Source organism: Motiliproteus sediminis, from assembly GCF_017912535.1.
GTDB classification, from domain to species: domain Bacteria; phylum Pseudomonadota; class Gammaproteobacteria; order Pseudomonadales; family Balneatricaceae; genus Motiliproteus; species Motiliproteus sediminis.
The window spans coordinates 51,891-67,783 of record NZ_JAERQK010000004.1; the positions used below are offsets into that span (position 1 = coordinate 51,891).

Consider the following 15,893-nt stretch of genomic DNA (forward strand, 5'->3'; position numbering starts at 1 on the left):
GTCGCGCAAAGGTTGAACGCGGCAGTGCGTATAACCGTTGCGTGCCCAGCAACCGGAAGCTGTAGCCAACGAACCAGGAGCCTCGCATGTCCCGACTCGATAGTGTCATCCGCCGCCTCAAGGCGCAGCGTAGCTGTCTGAACTTTGCTGCCGGGGAGTTGACGGGCCAGCAGGGCGCCATACTGGAGCTGGGATTGGGTAACGGTCGCACCTATGATCATCTGGGCGAGCTGTTCGGGCGCGACGCTATCTACGTATTCGACCGCCGGGTAGCGGCCCATCCCGCCTGTATTCCCGACGATCAGCACCTGTTCCTGGGTGATATCCACGATACCTTGCCTGCCGCGGCTGAACGGTTGGGGCGCAGCGCTCTGCTGGCTCACTGTGATATTGGTACTGGCGTCGAAGAGGAAAACCGCAAGCTGGCCGCCTATCTGGCCCAAGCGCTGGCGCCGCTGTTGGCGCCGGGTGGGTTGCTGATCAGCGACCAGCCGATTGCGCTACCTGACAGTGAAGCGGTGGCGTTGCCCGAGGGGGTGCCGGCAAACCGTTATTTCATTCGACGCGTGGTCAGTTGATTCAACCCGTCTGCTAGACATACTGCCCGGCGCAGTAGCCGGATGCCCAGGCCCACTGCAGGTTGTAGCCGCCGAGCCAGCCGGTGACGTCAAGCACCTCGCCGATAAAGTAAAGTCCCGGGGCGCTGTGGGCTTCGAAGGTTTTGGAGCTGATGGCGTGGGTATCGACCCCGCCGAGGGTCACCTCGGCGGTACGGTAACCTTCGGTGCCGGAGGGCACCAGCCGCCACTGGCCAAGAGCTTGCTGTAACGCTTCGATTCGCCGGTCGCTCAGCTGAGCGGCGGTTTCATCCAGCGCCTGCAGTTGTCCGAGTGATTCCAGCGCTTGCAGCAGGCGCTTGGGTAACAGTTGGGCCAGCAGGGTGCGCAGCGCACTGCGTGGTTTCTGCTGCCGCTGCTGTTTGAGCCAGTCTGCGAGGTCGAGCTGCGGTAGCAGGTCGATCTCTATCGGTTGCCCCGGTTGCCAGTAGTTGGAGGCCTGCAGCACCACCGGGCCGCTGATGCCGCGGTGGGTAAATAGCAGGTTCTCGCGGAACTGCGCGCCGCCACAGCGAATACGCGCCGGCACGGCGATACCGGCCAGCGGCTTGAGCTGCTCCAGCTCCCGGGGTTGCAGGGTAAAGGGTACGAGCGCGGCGTGGGTGCGGATGCAGGGCAGGCCAAACTGGCGCGCGATCCGCAGTCCCAGATCCGTGGCGCCGGCGTTGGGAAACGACAGCCCGCCGGTGGCAATCACCAGTGATTCGCAATTGATGGCACCGCCGCTGGCCTGGACGCGGTAGCCGCCCTCCGGCAGCGTTTCGACAGCATGGATTTCGGTGTTCATCTGCAACTCTACGCCTGCCCATTCGCACTCGGTCAGCAGCGCATCGAGTAGGTCCTTGCTGGAGTGGTCGCAGAACAGCTGACCCCAGTCGCGCTCGTGGTAGTCGATAGCGTGGCGCTCCACCAGATCGATGAAATCCTGTGAGCTGAAACGCTTCAGTGCCGAAATCACAAAGTGCGGATTGCTACACCGGAAGTGCTTGGGCAGCACCTCCCGGTTGGTGAAGTTGCAGCGCCCCCCGCCGGCCATCAGTATCTTTTTGCCCGGTTTGCGGGCGTGGTCGATTACGCGGACTTTGCGGCCGCGGTAGCCGGCTTGAATGGCGCAAAACAGGCCGGCGGCGCCGGCGCCGATAATAAGCACCTCGGTGGTATGCATGCTGGATGTTCCCGAACGAAGAGGTCGCCATTATAACAGCCTCGGCTGCCTGTTCCCGGCTCGTTTGGGATACACTGAGCAGAGCTGGAGGGAGGACTGGTGTGAATCAGCCGCAGACGGGTTGGGATTGGCAGGCAGTGATCAGCTGGCTGATGCGCGAGGGGCGTTTGATCGCCTCGCCGGAGCAGTTCACCCAGGCGCTGGTCGCCACTATGGCCGCAGCAGGGTTGCCCTTGTGCCGATTGCGCATCAGCCTGCATACCCTCAACCCGCTGGTGTTGGGCAAGTCATTTACCTGGTGGCGGGATGAGGCGGCGGTTGAAGTGTTCGAACCACCCCACCAGATCATCACCACCGCTGACTATGTGGGGAGCCCGATAGAAGCGGTTCGTCGCAGCGGACAGCCGTTCCGTTGCCGTCCCCAGCAGGCGGCGCCAGATAGTCTGCACTCCAGTGTATTGCACCAGCGCCAGCGCGGTGTTACCGACTATCTGGTGCTGCCGTTGACCTTCTGTTACGACGATCTCGATAGCACCCTGATTGCCAGTAGCGATGAGGCCGACGGTTTCAGCGATGCCGATATCGACGGACTGATTCAGCTGGCGCAGTTTCTGTCGCCGGTGCTGGAGACCATGTCCCAGGAGATCACTATGCAGTCGCTGCTCAATACGTACCTGGGGCCGCGCTCGGCGCAGCGGGTGCGCGCCGGGCAGGTCAAACGGGGCGATAGTGAGTGCTTGCAGGCGGTGGTCTGGTACAGCGACCTGCGCGAATCGACCGCGCTGGCCGAGGCCCTGCCGGAGGCGCAACTACTGGCGCTACTGAACGAATACTTTGCCTTGATCAGCGATGCCGTGACGCCTCGTGGCGGCGAGATTCTCCGCTTTGTGGGGGATGCCTTGCTGGTGATTTTTCCCATCGGTGCAGAGCGCTCTGCCACGCAGGCGGCCCGCGATGCCGTGGCGGCCGTTGGTGCAGCCGAGTGTGCTCGTCAGCGGCTTAACCATAAGTGGCAGCAGCAGGGGATTGCCGAGATCCGCTACGGTATCGGTCTGGAGCTGGGTGAGCTGGTTTACGGCAATGTCGGCGCGCCGCAACGCCTTGACTTCACGGTGATGGGTGCGGCGGTGAACCATGCGGCACGGATCGAAACCCTGACCAAAGCCTGTCAGCTACCGGTGCTGCTGTCCGACCGTCTGGCGGCGCTGTTACCGCAAGGCTGTCGACTGGTGGGCCAGTTTCCGGTCCCCGGGGTCGAGCGCCCATTGACTCTCTACACCCTCAACCGGGGGAGCTCCGATGAAGGCTAAAACATGGTTCCCGCTGATATTTATCGGACTGCTGCTGGTGGGCGGCTATCAGGCTCTGCGGGTTCAGGACAGCCTGGGACTGCTTGAAGCCGAGGGTTTTCAGGTCGATCTGCGGCTGGAGCATAACCCGCTGTTGGTGTTTGATCGGCAGCGCCGTCAAGGGGCGTTGGTTTACCCCGATCACAGCGAACGCTTCGGCCTGGACCAGGTTGATAGCGTGACCTGGGTCGAACTGGCGGGGTCAACTCAGGAACCTCGGCCGGAGCTGCGCATCGAGCTGCGCGGGGTGTCGCTGCAACAGCTGCGAATCAGTGCCGAGCGTCCCCAGCTGGAGCGTTGGCACCGGCAGCTCGAAGCCATGCTGGCGGCGCCTTAGACAGCTTGAAAACGGCGGCGTAGAATGGCCGCTGGTCTGATCTTCCCCGTCGCGTCCGGTAATTCTGCGTATGCTTTGGCAACCCCGCTCGATCCTGCAACTGGTGCTGCTCGGTTTTATCACCGTAGTGGCACCGTTGAGCTTGGCGATCGTGCTGACGGTGCAAACTCTGGTGGAGCAGGCCGCAGCCAACGCTGCGCTGAACGAGCGCACGGTTACCCTCACCCGAGCGACCCAGCAGTTGCAGAGCGATCTGCTGGACTTGGAGCGGCGCACCCGCCAGTACGCCACCGTGCAGGACGTCAATCTGCTGCGTCTGGTGCAGAGCGGTTTTGGCGATCTGCTGTCAACCCTTAGCGTGATTGGTGAGCGTCTCGATGCCGAGAGCATGGTGGCGGCCAAGCAGCTGCGGCAACAGCTGATGGCGCTGCAGCAGGAGCTGTTGCAGGTGGAGCGGCAACCGGAGCGGCTGGGGCCTGCGCTGCAACTGTTTGATCCCATCAGTCGCCAAATGCAGGCTACCGAGCAGAGCAGTCGTGCCCAGGTGGACCGGGAGCTGGCCGCACAGCTGAAGGCGGCTGACGAAACCCGTACCACCCTGCTACTGACAGCACTGACGCTGGCGGGGCTGACGTTGCTGGTGGCGCTGTTCTTCAGTTACTGGATTAATCGACCGATCCAGCAGATCGAACGGGTGATCCGCTTGCTCGGCAGTGGCCGCAGCGAGGGCGAAATCCGGATTCAAGGTCCGCGTGAACTGCAGCTGCTGGGGCGGCAACTCAGTTGGTTGCGTGATCATCTGGTTGAACTTGACGCGCAGAAGCAGCAGTTTCTGCGCCATATTTCGCACGAACTCAAGACCCCGCTGGCCAGCTTGCGCGAGGGGGCCGATCTGCTCGATGAAGGGGTGGTGGGACCGGCATTGAACTCTGCCCAGGCCGAAATTGTCTCCATCATTCAACAAAACAGTCAGGAACTGCAGCGGCTGATTGAAAACCTGCTCGACTATAACCAGCTTAACCGCCAGCAGCAGGTGGTGATTGAACCAGCGCACTTGGCTGAACTGGTCAGCGACGTTGTCGATGGCCATCGCCTGGCGTTGCAGCGGCAGAATCTGCAGATAGAGATTGATGCCGGACCGGAAAGCTGGTGCCTCGACGCGGCCCGTGTGCGGGCGGCGCTTGATAATCTGGTTTCCAACGCGGTCAGTTATGCCACCCCGGGCACGGCGCTGAGGGTGCGTTGGTATGAACGCAAGCAGGTGCTGTATTTAGAGGTGGCTAACCGGGGTTCCCCCATTGCTGAAGATGAAGCGGCACGGATTTTCGAGCCTTTTTTTCAGGGCCAGGCAAGCCGCCAGGGGGCGATCAAAGGGTCGGGAATCGGGCTCAGTGTCGCCAGAGAGTGCATCCAGGCACAGGGAGGCGCGCTGCGTCTGACATCCAGCAAAGGGTATGATGTGTGCTTCTGCATCACTCTGCCCCAGCTTGAGGAGACTAAATGAGAGGGTTGGCTACGCTATTGATGCTGTTCGTTTTGAGCGGCTGTCAGCTGGCGGCGCTCAAACCGCCGGGAGCCGATGCGCTGCTGCTGGCCGACTGGTTGGATATCAGTGCCGAGATCTCGGCGCTTACCCCCGAGCAGGCCGCGGACGCGCTGCTGCAGGTTGGCGACGGGGAGGATCCGACAGCCCGCTTTCGCTACGCCATGCTGAATCAACAGTTACATCAGCGTGACGGCTGGGTGGTGGCTCGCGACCGCTTCCGTACCCTCAAAAACAGTGCCGTGCTGCCCCGGGAGGCGCGTCAACTGGCAGCCTTGCTGGAGCAGCTCAATCAGCTGCAGATCAATCACGAGCAGCAGCTCGGGGAGCAGACCCGGTTGGCCCAAGAGCGTGCCGCCGAGGCCGAGTTGCTGCAGGAAAAAATCCGCGCGTTGACAAACCTAGAAGACAGCATGAATCAGCGGCGAGAGAAGCGGAGTACACAGCCATGAGCAAAGCACGCGGCAAGCTGCTGCTGGTCGATGACGACCCCAGCCTGATGCGACTGCTGGTGTTGCGGCTGGAGGCCGAGGGGTTTGAAGTGATCACCGCCGCCAGTGGCGCGGAGGCACTACAGCGACTGCGGGGACAGTCGGTCCAGGTGATGATCTCTGACCTGCGGATGGAGGGCATGGACGGCATCGAGCTGTTCGAGCATGTGCAGCATTATTATCCCGGACTGCCGGTGATCATCATTACGGCCCAAGGCTCTATTCCCGATGCGGTTGCGGCCACCCAGAAAGGGGTGTTCGGCTTTCTGGCCAAACCGGTGGATCGCGAACAGCTGCTGCAGCAGATCGACCGGGCGCTGAGTCTTTCCGCGGCGTCCCAACCTCAGAATGACGACACCCGGTGGCGCGACCACATCCAGGCACGCAGCGAGGTGATGCAGAAGCTGCTCGAAACCGCCCGGCAAGTAGCCGAAAGCGGTGTCAGTGTGCTGATCTCCGGCGGCAGCGGTAGTGGTAAGGAACTGCTGGCCAGCGCAATCCACCGGGCCAGCCCCCGTGGCGACAACCCCTTTATTCCCATCAACTGCGGCGCGCTGCCCGAGGCCCTGCTGGAATCGGAGCTGTTTGGACACGTCAAAGGGGCGTTCACCGGAGCGGTAAGCGACCATCAGGGGCTGTTCCGTGCGGCCAACGGCGGCACCCTGTTCCTCGATGAGATCGGTGATATGCCCTTGCCGTTGCAGGTCAAGCTGTTGCGGGTGTTGCAGGAACGACAGGTACGCCCGGTAGGCAGTACTCAGAGTTACCCTATTGATGTGCGGGTGCTGTCGGCCACTCATCGCAATCTGGAGCAGGCGATGGAGTCGGGCGACTTCCGCCAGGATCTGTACTATCGCCTCAATGTGGTTAACCTGCGGGTGCCGGCACTGCACGAACGTCCGGAAGATATCCCCCTATTGGCGAACTATTACCTGCGGCGTTTTGCCGAAGAAGCGAGGCAGAAACCCCGCACCCTGGCTCCGGATGCCGTCAATCTGTTGCTGGCGGCTCCCTGGCCCGGCAACGTGCGCCAGCTTGAGAATGTAATTCACCAGACCTTGGCGCTCAGCCGTTCACCGGTCATCAGCGCGGCGCAGATACGGGAGGCTCTGGCAGAAGAGGGCGGCTATCTGCCCAGCTTCAACGAGGCCCGTCACCAGTTTGAGCGCGACTATCTGGTCAAGGTGCTGCGTATGACGGCTGGCAACGTTGCCCAGGCGGCGCGCATTGCGCAGCGAAATCGCACCGACTTCTACAAGCTACTGCAGCGCCACGAACTGCGTCCCGAGCAGTTCAAAGAGAGTGATTGAGAGGCTGTCGCGAATTGGCAACAGCTTTTCCGGGGCATATTTTGGCACCGGCAGCGGGCGTTTGAATGGCTATTTATTGAGATATGCTAATAAATAAGCCTTGGTCGTCGGCCTGAATACCCTGGTTAAACGCCTCTTTTACCGGCGTTAAATGCCCCTTCACTCCCTGTGTCGCTATACGGCGACATCTATCCCATTGATTTCTATCTGCTTGGTTGTTTTTCGATCATTTTGTCTCCGAATGGCGACATATACAGGGGGTTGTCCTTGTGCGGTCGTTTGGATAATGCTGCTTAGTATTCTTAATATTCTGATTTTTATGCATAAATAAAAGTTGGCACGTGTTTGGCTATAAGCACTGCGAGGTCCGGCCCCGTGGGTAGCCAAGACATCGGCACCGGGGCTGTTTTTCTTTGACCAACAGGTGTGAACCGGAGGGGCAATGCAGGTACGTTTCGAACTGACGCGCAACGCGGAACTCCTGGAACAGTATTACCGGCTGCGCGAACGCTGTTTTCGTGAGGATCTGGGGCTGCCCGACTTTGACGGGTCGGAAGATGCCTGGGATCGCTGCAGCCAGATTTTGATTGCCAGGGAAGGTGATCGCTGTATTGGCGGTATGCGGATTACCGGCCGCGAGCCAGCGCTTGGCGTGCTGCCTATTGAAGAGGAAGGGGTTGACCTGAGTTGTCTCAGGCGTGCCCTGCCACAGGACAGTCCGCGTTACTGTCAGTGGGGGCGACTGGCGCTGCTGCCAGAGGTGCGCTCAACCGAACTGTTGCAGGACTTTATCGCCGAGATGATCATCCATTCGCGCCAACTCGGCTACCAGTACAGCGTCATGGTGGCGGGGATGAACCGTTCTCGCCTCTATCGCCGCCTTTACCGCGGATTGGGGCTGCGTTACGACATCGTGCCGGAGTTGCGGGTGCCGGCCGAGGAGGGGTTTGAAGAACTGCCCCATCTGTTGTCGGTTGCCTGGCTGCGGCATGAGGAGGACCAGGCCGCAGCACTGGCTTCGGTCAAGCGCTGGCGCGCGGTAGCGTAGTCGGGCAAAACTGCCTGTCAGCGTCCCTGTTGTTAACGATTCCACTCTAAGGTGCCCGGCGCTTGCGTCCCTGAAATTCTGTCGGGCACCTTTTTTTTACTCCTTTGCTTCCGGTCTAGTCCTGCCTTCAGCGGATGCGGTTTTTTTCTTCACGAATTCAAGCGATTGCTCTGCAACTTCTGGCGGCTTAAGCTTAACTTTGGTTACGGCGCGACAGTGAGGTCGTGCGCCGGCCGAAGGGGACACTGCGGCCATGCTGCGCAAAATTCTGTTACCGGTGATCTTTGCTGTACTCGCCTACGGCTTTTGGGTCAGCACCGACTTCAAGGCGATCTCGGCGGGAGTGGCGATCTTCCTATTCGGTATGTTGTCGCTGGAAGAGGGGTTCCGGGTATTTTCCGGCGGGGTGTTGGAACGGGTTCTCAAACGCTCCACTGACAAGCTGTGGAAAAGCCTCAGCTTTGGCATCTTTACCACCACCCTGATGCAATCCAGCTCGCTGGTATCGGTGATTACCATCTCTTTTCTCAGCGCTGGCCTGCTGGGGCTCAAAGAGGGGATCGGTATCATCTTTGGTGCCAATCTAGGTACCACCACTGGCGCCTGGCTGGTCGCCGGCTTTGGCCTGAAGGTCAAGATATCGGCTTACGCCATGCCGATGCTGGTATTCGGTACCATCCTGTTGTTCCAGAAAGCCAAGCATCTCAAAGGGATCGGTTACATTCTCAGTGGGTTGGGTTTTCTGTTCCTCGGCATCCACTATATGAAAGAGGGCTTTGATGCCTTCAAGGATAATTTTGATCTGGCGGCCTACGCGGTGTCGGGTTACGCCGGTCTGTTTCTGTTCTCGCTGATCGGCACGCTGGCGACGGTGGTAATGCAGTCGAGTCACGCCACGCTGGTACTGATCATCACCGCGCTCTCCACCGGTCAGATCACCTACGAAAATGCCTTGGCGCTGGCCATCGGCGCCAATATAGGTACCACCATTACTGCCATCATCGGCGCCCTGGGCTCCAATGCCCCGGGGCGGCGCCTGGCCGGGGCGCATCTGGTGTTCAACGTGGCGACCGGGATGGTGGCGATTGTGTTTATCAATCAGCTGATTCGAGCGGTGGATCAGGTCAGCCTGTGGGCCGGCATTGCCGATCTGGACTTTACTCTCAAACTGGCGGTGTTCCATACGCTGTTCAACCTGTTGGGAGTGGTATTGATGCTGCCGCTGATCAACCCGCTGGTGCGACTGCTGGAGCGGACCTTCAAGGAGCCGGCGGAGGTGAAGGAGGGGCCACGCTATATCGTGGCATCGGCGGTCGAGTTCCCGGATACGGCGGTTGAGGCGGTGCGCAACGAGACCCTGCATGTTTACGATAACGCCCGTGAGATCATCTGCCTGGGGTTGGGTATGCGCAGTGAGCGGGTGTTGAATGATCCCAAATTTGAATCTGAGCTAGCCAGGCAATCGGCCATACCGCGGGTGGATATGGATCGCCTTTACGAGCAGCGGGTCAAAACTGTGTTCAGCGCCATTATCGCCTTTATCAGTGAGGCATCGTTTACCTGGAAAGAGCGTCAGTCGGGTGACCTGCACTGGCTACGGGATGCCAACCGCAATATTGTCGAAGCGGTTAAAGCGGCCAAGCATACGCAGAAGAACATGCTGCGTTATCTGCTCTCTGACAACCATCATATCCGCAAAGAGTACAACCAGTTGCGTCTCAGTGTCGCGCATCTGCTGCAGCAGCTGGAGCAGTTGCGTACCAGCAGCGACGAGGAAACCACGATTCTGTCGCTGGATGAGTTGAAGCTGGCGCAGAAGGAGCGCGAACAAAAACTGAATCAGCGCCTTTATCAGCTGATACGTGACAACAGCATCACCCCCGCCATGGGGGGGTCGTTGATGAACGATGCCGCCTACATCAGTGAAATTCATACCACGTTACTCAATATGGCGGCTACTCTGTTTACCCATAGGCGACGGGATCTGGCCGGGGCTGAACGCCAGATTGCGCTGGATCCCGGGGAGCTTGAGCGTGTGCTTGAGCAACAGCAGGCTGCGGCCCGCGAGGAGAAAGCATGAAAACCCGCAAGCTGTTAGCACGCATTCGGGCGTTCTTTGATCAGGGCGCGGCCGACAGTCGCGAGTCGCAGCAAGCGTTGCGCGAAGTGCTGGAAAAACTCAAACGCAAGGAGCGCAAACTACGTCACAATCTCGATCTTGAACGCAACCCGGAGAAGCGCTCCCAGCTGGAGCAGAAGATTCTGCTGGTGCACAGTCAGCGCAGCAAAGGCTTGCAGCTGCTTAAAGAGGAAAACGAACGCGACAAGTCCGGTTGAGGGTTACAGTTCTCGCGCCAGCCATAGTTGCCGGCGCTGGGCGCGGCCGCGATCCAGCTCTGCCCAGGCTGTGATCGGTAGGTGCAATAGCAGTACGGCGCAGGTGGGCAGATTCTCCAGCGGTTCCGGATCCAGCCAGTTGGCCAGTTCAGTGAGTGCCGGATTGTGCCCCACCAGCGCGATGGCGTTCACCTGCCCAGAGCGGCGTCTTAACCAGTGAATCAGGCTGGCGGCGTCGAAGCAGTAGAGTTCATCCTCGTAGTGTGGTGGCTGGTCGCTGAGGGCGGGGGCCAGAGCCTCCGCGGTGAGGCGCGCCCGGGTGGCGCTGCTGCTATAGACCTGTTCGACCCGCAGGGGTAGCCGGTTAAGGTGGTCGGCCATCTGCCAGCGGTTGCGCTCCCCCCGTCTGTTCAGCGGGCGTTGGTGATCGCCGAGACTGGCGTCCTTCCAACTGGACTTGGCGTGGCGAATCAGTACCAGGGTTTTCATCGAAGCTACTGATAGTCGAGCTGCAACTCGACCGGCTTCAGGTAAGCACTTTCCTGCTCCAGATCGGCCTGGGTGAGCGGGTGCTGTTCCAGCCAGTTTTCCGGGAAACGAAGCGCCAGCGTGGTGTCATTGAGCGCCACCGCCAGGGACGGCGCCTGGTCGGCACTGCGGCTGCGGTTGATCAGTACCGCCAGGCGCAGCAGCAAGGCCAGGCGCAGCAGCCGTTGGCGCGCTTTGGGGCGCAGCGCCTCGAGAGCAGCCAGTGGCAGCTTGCGGCGATGTGCCAGCACCAGTAGCGCCAACTGGTCCTGCTCGCTGCGGCTGAATCCCATCATATCGGTATGCTGCAGCAGGTAAGCACCGTGCTTTTGGAACTGGCTGTGGGAGATCGCCAGGCCGGATTCGTGCAGCCGGGCGGCGTAACGCAGCAGTTCCAGATTCTCCGGGGTGTCCAGCTCCGCCTGGCGGGCCATCTGGCAGGCGCTGTGCTCGACACAGGCGGCCTGGTCCTGGTCAACGTGATAACGGGTCATCAGTGCGCTGATGGTACGCTCGCGCACATCTTCGTGATGCTGACGGCCGCTCATGTCGTAGAGCAGCCCTTCACGCAAGGCGCCATCGGAGTAGCGCAGGCTGTCGATATCCAGCGACTCGAACAGCGCGATCAGAATGGCGATACCACCTGGCAGTACTTCCGCGCGCTCGGACTTGATCTCGGTGAAACGGATGTCGTCCGGGCAGTCAAAGTCGAGCAGGCGGTCACGAATTTGATACAGCTTCTTGAGGGTGACTTTGCCGTCGGTGCTGTTGTTGTCACAGGCCAGGCGCAAGGCCGCCTTGATAGTGCCCGATGCACCCACCACATCACTCCAGCCGATGCTGCGGTAGAGGCGGCGAATATTGAGCAGCTCCAGTTGTGCCGCGTTGACCGCTTTCTGAAACTGTTTGCTGGTGATTTTGCCGTTATCGAAATAGCGCCGGGTATAACTGACACAGCCCATGTGCAGGCTTTCCAGCTCCAGTGGTGAAAACCGCTCGCCGATGATCAGCTCGGTGCTGCCGCCGCCGATATCGAGCACCAGGCGGCGCTCGACGTCGTCGGCCAGAGCGTGCGCAACCCCCAGATAGATCAGGCGCGCCTCTTCCCGGCCCGAGATCACCTCGATTGGGACCCCCAGCAACTCCTCTGCGCGTTCGATAAAAGCACCGCGGTTCCTGGCTGCCCGCAGGGTGTTGGTGCCAACTACCCGAATCTGGTGGGGCGGCATTCCGGCCAAGCGCTGGGCAAAGCGCTCCAGACAGGCGAAGCCACGTTCCATCGCCTCTTCACTCAGGCGCTGCTTGGCGTCTAGCCCGGCGGCTAACTGGACCTTCTCGCCGATGCGGTCGAGGGGCTGCAGTTCGCCGTGGACCTCGCGGGCGATGATTAAATGAAAACTGTTGGAGCCGAGATCGATGGCGGCGTAATGGGGAGCGGCAGGCGCGTCGGACATGGGGCGGCAGTCCTGTCTCGATTCTGGAAGAGATAGTGGCTTCAGTCTATCAGAGCCATTGTGACACTGGTGTTGCTGGATCGACATTTTTTTGTCACTGGCCGCCCGTTCCCTGCACTTGTCCTGGGTCAAGGAGCGTTTGCGGATAGCGGCTAAGATGGGTGTCATCTGAAGGGGAGTCTATATGATGAACCGCAATACCTTACTGCTGCTAGGCTGTATTACGCTGTCGGCCTGCGCCCATAATTCGCCCTCTCCTGTGCTTGCTGGCGGTTGTAGCGCCGTCGATTTTGGGGTTTTCAATCAATGCCTGAAAACCCTGCCGCAGACGGAGTTGGGGCTGGCTGATCCCACCAACCGCAAGCAGTATCTGCTCTATGCAGAGAAACTGGATCAGGACCGGCGTCTGCAAGGGCTGACCGATGCCGCCGCTTTTGCCAGCCTTGCGGCACGTCGAGAACTGCTCAATAACGACCCGGCGGCGTCGTCCCAGTGTGCCCGCTTTGCGGAGCGGATTCTCTGCTATTAGGGCAACTTGCCTCTGGTACCTCCTGCGCCGGCCTGTGGCGCGCGTGTTGTTGACCGGTATCGGCGCGCCGTAAGGCAGGGTGATGTTGGTTGTCATTGAAATGCCATGATTCTGTCACGGTCGGGCAATGTGGCGTTTTTATGCTGGCGTTCATGACCATTCCGATGCAGGCCCCGGCCAAGGGGCGACGCCACTATCGCACCATCTGGATCTCCGATCTGCACCTCGGCACGCGCGGCTGTCAGGCGGAAGCACTGACTCAGTTTCTCAAGCAGCACAGCTGTGATCATCTGTACCTGGTGGGCGATATTATTGACGGCTGGCGGTTGCGCAAGAGTGCCTACTGGCCGCAGTCCCATGTCAATGTCATCCGCCGGATACTGACTCTGGCCAAGCGCGGTACCGAGGTCACCTATGTGATCGGCAACCACGATGAGTTCCTGCGCAGCTACGACGCCGCCAGCTACGGCAATATCCATCTCACCAATGAAGCCCAGCACCTCACCGCCAGTGGTCGCCGCCTGCTGGTGATTCATGGCGACCAGTTTGATGCTGTAGTGCGCTGTCATCGTTGGCTGGCGCTGCTGGGGGACGCCGCCTACGAAATCCTGTTGGTCCTTAATCGTTGGTACAACGCGATGCGTCGTCGATTGGGGTACGGCTATTGGTCGCTGTCGGCCTACCTCAAGCAGAAGGTCAAACGCGCGGTCAGCTATATCGGCGAATTTGAGCAGGCGCTGGCCCGTGAATGCCGTCAGCGCGGCTTTGACGGGGTGGTGTGCGGCCATATTCACCACCCGGAGATCCGCGACATGAACGGGGTTGGATACCTCAACTGCGGCGACTGGGTGGAGTCCTGCTCGGCGCTGGTGGAGGAAGCGGACGGCAGCATCCGGGTGATCCGCTGGCTGCCGGAATATGAGAACAATGCGGCATGGAATGCCCACGCAGAGTGCGAAAACGAACCGGTATGAAAAAATTGCTGTTGATTACGGATGCCTGGCACCCGCAGACCAACGGGGTGGTGACCACCCTGTCCCGAGTCATTGAGCTGTTGGAACAGCGTGGCGTAGAGACCGAGGTGATTCATCCCGGGCTGTTTCGCAGCCTGCCGCTGCCGGGCTATGGCGAAATTCGTCTGGCCTGGGATCTATGGAAGCTGGGTGGCTTATACCGGCGCCATCGCCCGGACTATGTACATATCGCCACCGAGGGCCCGCTGGGGCTGGTGGCCCGACGCTGGTTGAGTCGCCGTCGGGTGCCTTTTACCACCTCGTTGCACACCCGTTTTCCCGAGTACCTGAATGAGCGTTTGCCCTTTATTCCGGTAAGTTGGGGCTACCGCTTTCTGCGTTGGTTCCACCGCCCGGCGGAGACCACTCTGATTACCACTGCCAGCATCGGTGAGGAGCTTGCTCAGCGGGGATTTCAGCACCTGACTGTTTGGGGGCGGGGAGTCGACACCGAGCTGTTTCAGCCGGCGGCTGATCGCGAACACGATTACTGCCAGCCGCTGCTGCTTTATGTGGGGCGGGTCGCGGTGGAGAAAAACCTGCGCGCCTTTCTGGATCTACGCCTGTTCGGCAAGAAGGTAGTGGTCGGAGATGGCCCTTCGCTGGAACAGATGCGCAAGGACTATCCCGAGGTGCTGTTTACCGGTTACAAGTACGGCGAGGAGCTGGCCGAGTGGTACAGCCGTGGCGATGTGTTTGTGTTCCCCAGCCGTACCGATACCTTTGGCTTGGTGATGCTGGAAGCGCTGGCCTGCGGCACGCCGGTGGCCGCTTATCCGGTAACCGGCCCCATCGATGTGGTGCGTGAGCAGGTTAACGGCGCGCTGGACGAGGATCTGGAACTGGCGATCAAGCGTGCACTCAAAGTGCCGCGCCAGCATTGCCGGGACTACGCACTGGCACACAGCTGGCAACGCTGCGCGGAGATCTTTGCCGAGACCCTGGTACCGATCTGTCATGCGGCGGGGCGGTTTTCGAAGGTGGCGTGAGGTTTCTGTTTGCCAGTAAGGTCGCTGGCTTTCTGGATCTGCCGATAAGTCCGGTGGCGTTCCTCGGCGCAACTGTTTGTTGTCTATGCGCTAAAGCTAGCGTTTGTTAGATTGGTTGCTGAACCTACCCAAAATGGACCGGCCATGGCTCGCAATCCCTTCTACGTGTATGCACTAAAAGACCCGCGTTATAAACCAGCCAAAGCCTTTTATATCGGCAAAGGGACTGGCAATCGCGCATGGGAGCATCAAGCGAACATAGATGATTCTGAGAAAGGTCTGTTGATCAAAGCAATCCTCGACGACGGCAGCAAAGTGCTACACACAGTTGTTGCTGACAATCTGTCGGAAGAGCAAGCGCTGAAGATCGAGGCCGAGTTGATCGCTGCATTTGGAATTCGGTCGCAAGGTGGGTTGTTGACCAATCGAGTGCGCCCCAATCCCGACAACATTTCCAGAAAAGTGAAAGTGAATATCCCAGATGGTTGCTATGAAAAGGCGCAAATGGGGTTGGAACTACTGAAATCTGCGGTCATGGAGTTAGCGAAGGCAAACCCAAGTGGGATCAAGAACTCGGATGCGGCCAAATATTTAGGCCTGCAATCAGATTATGGCGGCGGTTCGAAAGATTATCTGAGCTATAGCTTGCTGGGGATCTTGATGAAAGAGGGGCGCATCAACCGTAATGAAAGGAAGCGGCATGAGGCCGTGTCGGAGTAGGATGATGGGGCGTGGTGCTTTAACCTAAGCCCTCATTCAGCCTAGGTTCAGCTTCCCTTTGCTAACGTGCACAGTTGGGGCCGTGTTCCCGCGCTGTGGTTGGCCCCGGGGAGTTCCCTATGGCACATGGCAATCCGCTCGCACTGGTCAGCTTGCTCGCCCTGCTGATGTTGCCCGCCGGCTGTTATTACGGTGGCGGTCACCACTATTACCGGATCGGTTATTCATCCGGCTATCACTATCCGTCCCATTACTCGGGCTACAAAAACCACCGTTACCCGTCTCACGGATATAAGTCCCGCGGCTATAAGTCACACGGCTACAAGGCGCCGCGGCACTACCGCCACCGCGATTACGGTGGCTTCAAGAGCTACGGCGGTTACCGCGGCTTCAGTGGGCAGCGCGGCTATAACGGCTATCGCGGTCACGGCGGTGTTCCCGGGCGGCCCTGACCAGTGTCTGT

At 59.9% G+C, this 15,893-nt stretch carries 17 protein-coding genes; 14 read left to right on the plus strand and 3 right to left on the minus strand.

What is annotated here, in order from left to right; all coding sequences use genetic code 11:
* Positions 1–86: 86 nt before the first annotated feature.
* Entirely contained in the window at positions 87–578 is a 492-nt protein-coding gene (locus JJQ76_RS09220; protein WP_210396524.1) for a class I SAM-dependent methyltransferase, read from the plus strand.
* Between the two features lie 13 nt (positions 579–591).
* Here the strand turns inward: JJQ76_RS09220 and JJQ76_RS09225 are convergent, their stop codons facing one another.
* Complete coding sequence (locus JJQ76_RS09225; RefSeq protein WP_210396525.1) at positions 592–1,782, minus strand: BaiN/RdsA family NAD(P)/FAD-dependent oxidoreductase; 1,191 nt, start codon at positions 1,780–1,782, stop codon at positions 592–594.
* Between the two features lie 101 nt (positions 1,783–1,883).
* Between JJQ76_RS09225 and JJQ76_RS18240 the strand changes: the two genes are divergently transcribed.
* The 8 genes from JJQ76_RS18240 (at position 1,884) to JJQ76_RS09265 (ending at position 10,197) form a co-directional block, all read left to right on the plus strand.
* Complete coding sequence (locus JJQ76_RS18240; protein ID WP_210396526.1) at positions 1,884–3,092, plus strand: adenylate/guanylate cyclase domain-containing protein; 1,209 nt, start codon at positions 1,884–1,886, stop codon at positions 3,090–3,092.
* Positions 3,082–3,468, plus strand: coding sequence for a hypothetical protein (locus JJQ76_RS09235; RefSeq protein WP_210396527.1), 387 nt, complete (start codon positions 3,082–3,084; stop codon positions 3,466–3,468). The genes JJQ76_RS18240 and JJQ76_RS09235 overlap by 11 nt, the downstream gene beginning before the upstream one ends.
* Positions 3,469–3,538: 70 nt before the next feature.
* Positions 3,539–4,972 carry a sensor histidine kinase gene (locus tag JJQ76_RS09240; protein ID WP_210396528.1) on the plus strand — a complete coding sequence of 478 codons (1,434 nt, stop codon included), beginning with the start codon at positions 3,539–3,541 and terminating at the stop codon, positions 4,970–4,972.
* Positions 4,969–5,463 carry a hypothetical protein gene (locus JJQ76_RS09245; RefSeq protein WP_210396529.1) on the plus strand — a complete coding sequence of 165 codons (495 nt, stop codon included), beginning with the start codon at positions 4,969–4,971 and terminating at the stop codon, positions 5,461–5,463. The genes JJQ76_RS09240 and JJQ76_RS09245 overlap by 4 nt, the downstream gene beginning before the upstream one ends.
* Complete coding sequence (locus JJQ76_RS09250; RefSeq protein WP_210396530.1) at positions 5,460–6,812, plus strand: sigma 54-interacting transcriptional regulator; 1,353 nt, start codon at positions 5,460–5,462, stop codon at positions 6,810–6,812. Before JJQ76_RS09245 ends, JJQ76_RS09250 begins: the two co-directional genes overlap by 4 nt.
* 442 nt (positions 6,813–7,254) lie before the next feature.
* Positions 7,255–7,860 (plus strand): lysophospholipid acyltransferase family protein, encoded by a 606-nt coding sequence (locus JJQ76_RS09255; protein ID WP_210396531.1) that lies wholly within the window; start codon positions 7,255–7,257, stop codon positions 7,858–7,860.
* 253 nt (positions 7,861–8,113) lie between these two features.
* Complete coding sequence (locus JJQ76_RS09260) at positions 8,114–9,940, plus strand: Na/Pi cotransporter family protein (protein WP_246480533.1); 1,827 nt, start codon at positions 8,114–8,116, stop codon at positions 9,938–9,940.
* Complete coding sequence (locus JJQ76_RS09265) at positions 9,937–10,197, plus strand: hypothetical protein (protein ID WP_210396532.1); 261 nt, start codon at positions 9,937–9,939, stop codon at positions 10,195–10,197. Before JJQ76_RS09260 ends, JJQ76_RS09265 begins: the two co-directional genes overlap by 4 nt.
* Before the next feature lie 3 nt (positions 10,198–10,200).
* Here the strand turns inward: JJQ76_RS09265 and JJQ76_RS09270 are convergent, their stop codons facing one another.
* A complete protein-coding gene (locus JJQ76_RS09270; RefSeq protein WP_210396533.1) occupies positions 10,201–10,686 on the minus strand; it encodes a SixA phosphatase family protein in 486 nt (161 codons plus the stop codon).
* Between the two features lie 5 nt (positions 10,687–10,691).
* Entirely contained in the window at positions 10,692–12,179 is a 1,488-nt protein-coding gene (ppx, locus tag JJQ76_RS09275; protein WP_210396534.1) for an exopolyphosphatase, read from the minus strand.
* Between the two features lie 187 nt (positions 12,180–12,366).
* Between ppx and JJQ76_RS09280 the strand changes: the two genes are divergently transcribed.
* From JJQ76_RS09280 to JJQ76_RS09300, 5 genes are all read left to right on the plus strand, one after another.
* Positions 12,367–12,708 (plus strand): hypothetical protein, encoded by a 342-nt coding sequence (locus tag JJQ76_RS09280; RefSeq protein ID WP_210396535.1) that lies wholly within the window; start codon positions 12,367–12,369, stop codon positions 12,706–12,708.
* A gap of 140 nt (positions 12,709–12,848) precedes the next feature.
* A complete protein-coding gene (locus JJQ76_RS09285; RefSeq protein WP_210396536.1) occupies positions 12,849–13,682 on the plus strand; it encodes a UDP-2,3-diacylglucosamine diphosphatase in 834 nt (277 codons plus the stop codon).
* Positions 13,679–14,710: a glycosyltransferase family 4 protein gene (locus tag JJQ76_RS09290; RefSeq protein ID WP_210396537.1), complete on the plus strand. Its 1,032-nt coding sequence runs from the start codon at positions 13,679–13,681 to the stop codon at positions 14,708–14,710. The genes JJQ76_RS09285 and JJQ76_RS09290 overlap by 4 nt, the downstream gene beginning before the upstream one ends.
* Positions 14,711–14,854: 144 nt before the next feature.
* Entirely contained in the window at positions 14,855–15,430 is a 576-nt protein-coding gene (locus JJQ76_RS09295) for a GIY-YIG nuclease family protein (RefSeq protein WP_210396538.1), read from the plus strand.
* Between the two features lie 119 nt (positions 15,431–15,549).
* Positions 15,550–15,882, plus strand: a complete 333-nt coding sequence (locus tag JJQ76_RS09300; protein ID WP_210396539.1) for a hypothetical protein — start codon at positions 15,550–15,552, stop codon at positions 15,880–15,882.
* Positions 15,883–15,893 lie beyond the last annotated feature (11 nt).

Coding starts and splice junctions, on each gene's coding strand:
- JJQ76_RS09290 (WP_210396537.1), top strand. CDS start 13,679: ATGAAAAAATTGCTGTTGATTACGGATGCCTGGCACCCGCAGACCAAC.
- JJQ76_RS09235 (WP_210396527.1), top strand. CDS start 3,082: ATGAAGGCTAAAACATGGTTCCCGCTGATATTTATCGGACTGCTGCTG.
- JJQ76_RS09240 (WP_210396528.1), top strand. CDS start 3,539: ATGCTTTGGCAACCCCGCTCGATCCTGCAACTGGTGCTGCTCGGTTTT.
- JJQ76_RS09285 (WP_210396536.1), top strand. CDS start 12,849: ATGCTGGCGTTCATGACCATTCCGATGCAGGCCCCGGCCAAGGGGCGA.
- JJQ76_RS09250 (WP_210396530.1), top strand. CDS start 5,460: ATGAGCAAAGCACGCGGCAAGCTGCTGCTGGTCGATGACGACCCCAGC.
- JJQ76_RS09280 (WP_210396535.1), top strand. CDS start 12,367: ATGAACCGCAATACCTTACTGCTGCTAGGCTGTATTACGCTGTCGGCC.
- JJQ76_RS09270 (WP_210396533.1), bottom strand. CDS start 10,686: ATGAAAACCCTGGTACTGATTCGCCACGCCAAGTCCAGTTGGAAGGAC.
- JJQ76_RS09300 (WP_210396539.1), top strand. CDS start 15,550: ATGGCACATGGCAATCCGCTCGCACTGGTCAGCTTGCTCGCCCTGCTG.
- JJQ76_RS09245 (WP_210396529.1), top strand. CDS start 4,969: ATGAGAGGGTTGGCTACGCTATTGATGCTGTTCGTTTTGAGCGGCTGT.
- JJQ76_RS09255 (WP_210396531.1), top strand. CDS start 7,255: ATGCAGGTACGTTTCGAACTGACGCGCAACGCGGAACTCCTGGAACAG.
- JJQ76_RS09265 (WP_210396532.1), top strand. CDS start 9,937: ATGAAAACCCGCAAGCTGTTAGCACGCATTCGGGCGTTCTTTGATCAG.
- JJQ76_RS09295 (WP_210396538.1), top strand. CDS start 14,855: ATGGCTCGCAATCCCTTCTACGTGTATGCACTAAAAGACCCGCGTTAT.
- JJQ76_RS09220 (WP_210396524.1), top strand. CDS start 87: ATGTCCCGACTCGATAGTGTCATCCGCCGCCTCAAGGCGCAGCGTAGC.
- ppx (WP_210396534.1), bottom strand. CDS start 12,179: ATGTCCGACGCGCCTGCCGCTCCCCATTACGCCGCCATCGATCTCGGC.
- JJQ76_RS09225 (WP_210396525.1), bottom strand. CDS start 1,782: ATGCATACCACCGAGGTGCTTATTATCGGCGCCGGCGCCGCCGGCCTG.
- JJQ76_RS09260 (WP_246480533.1), top strand. CDS start 8,114: ATGCTGCGCAAAATTCTGTTACCGGTGATCTTTGCTGTACTCGCCTAC.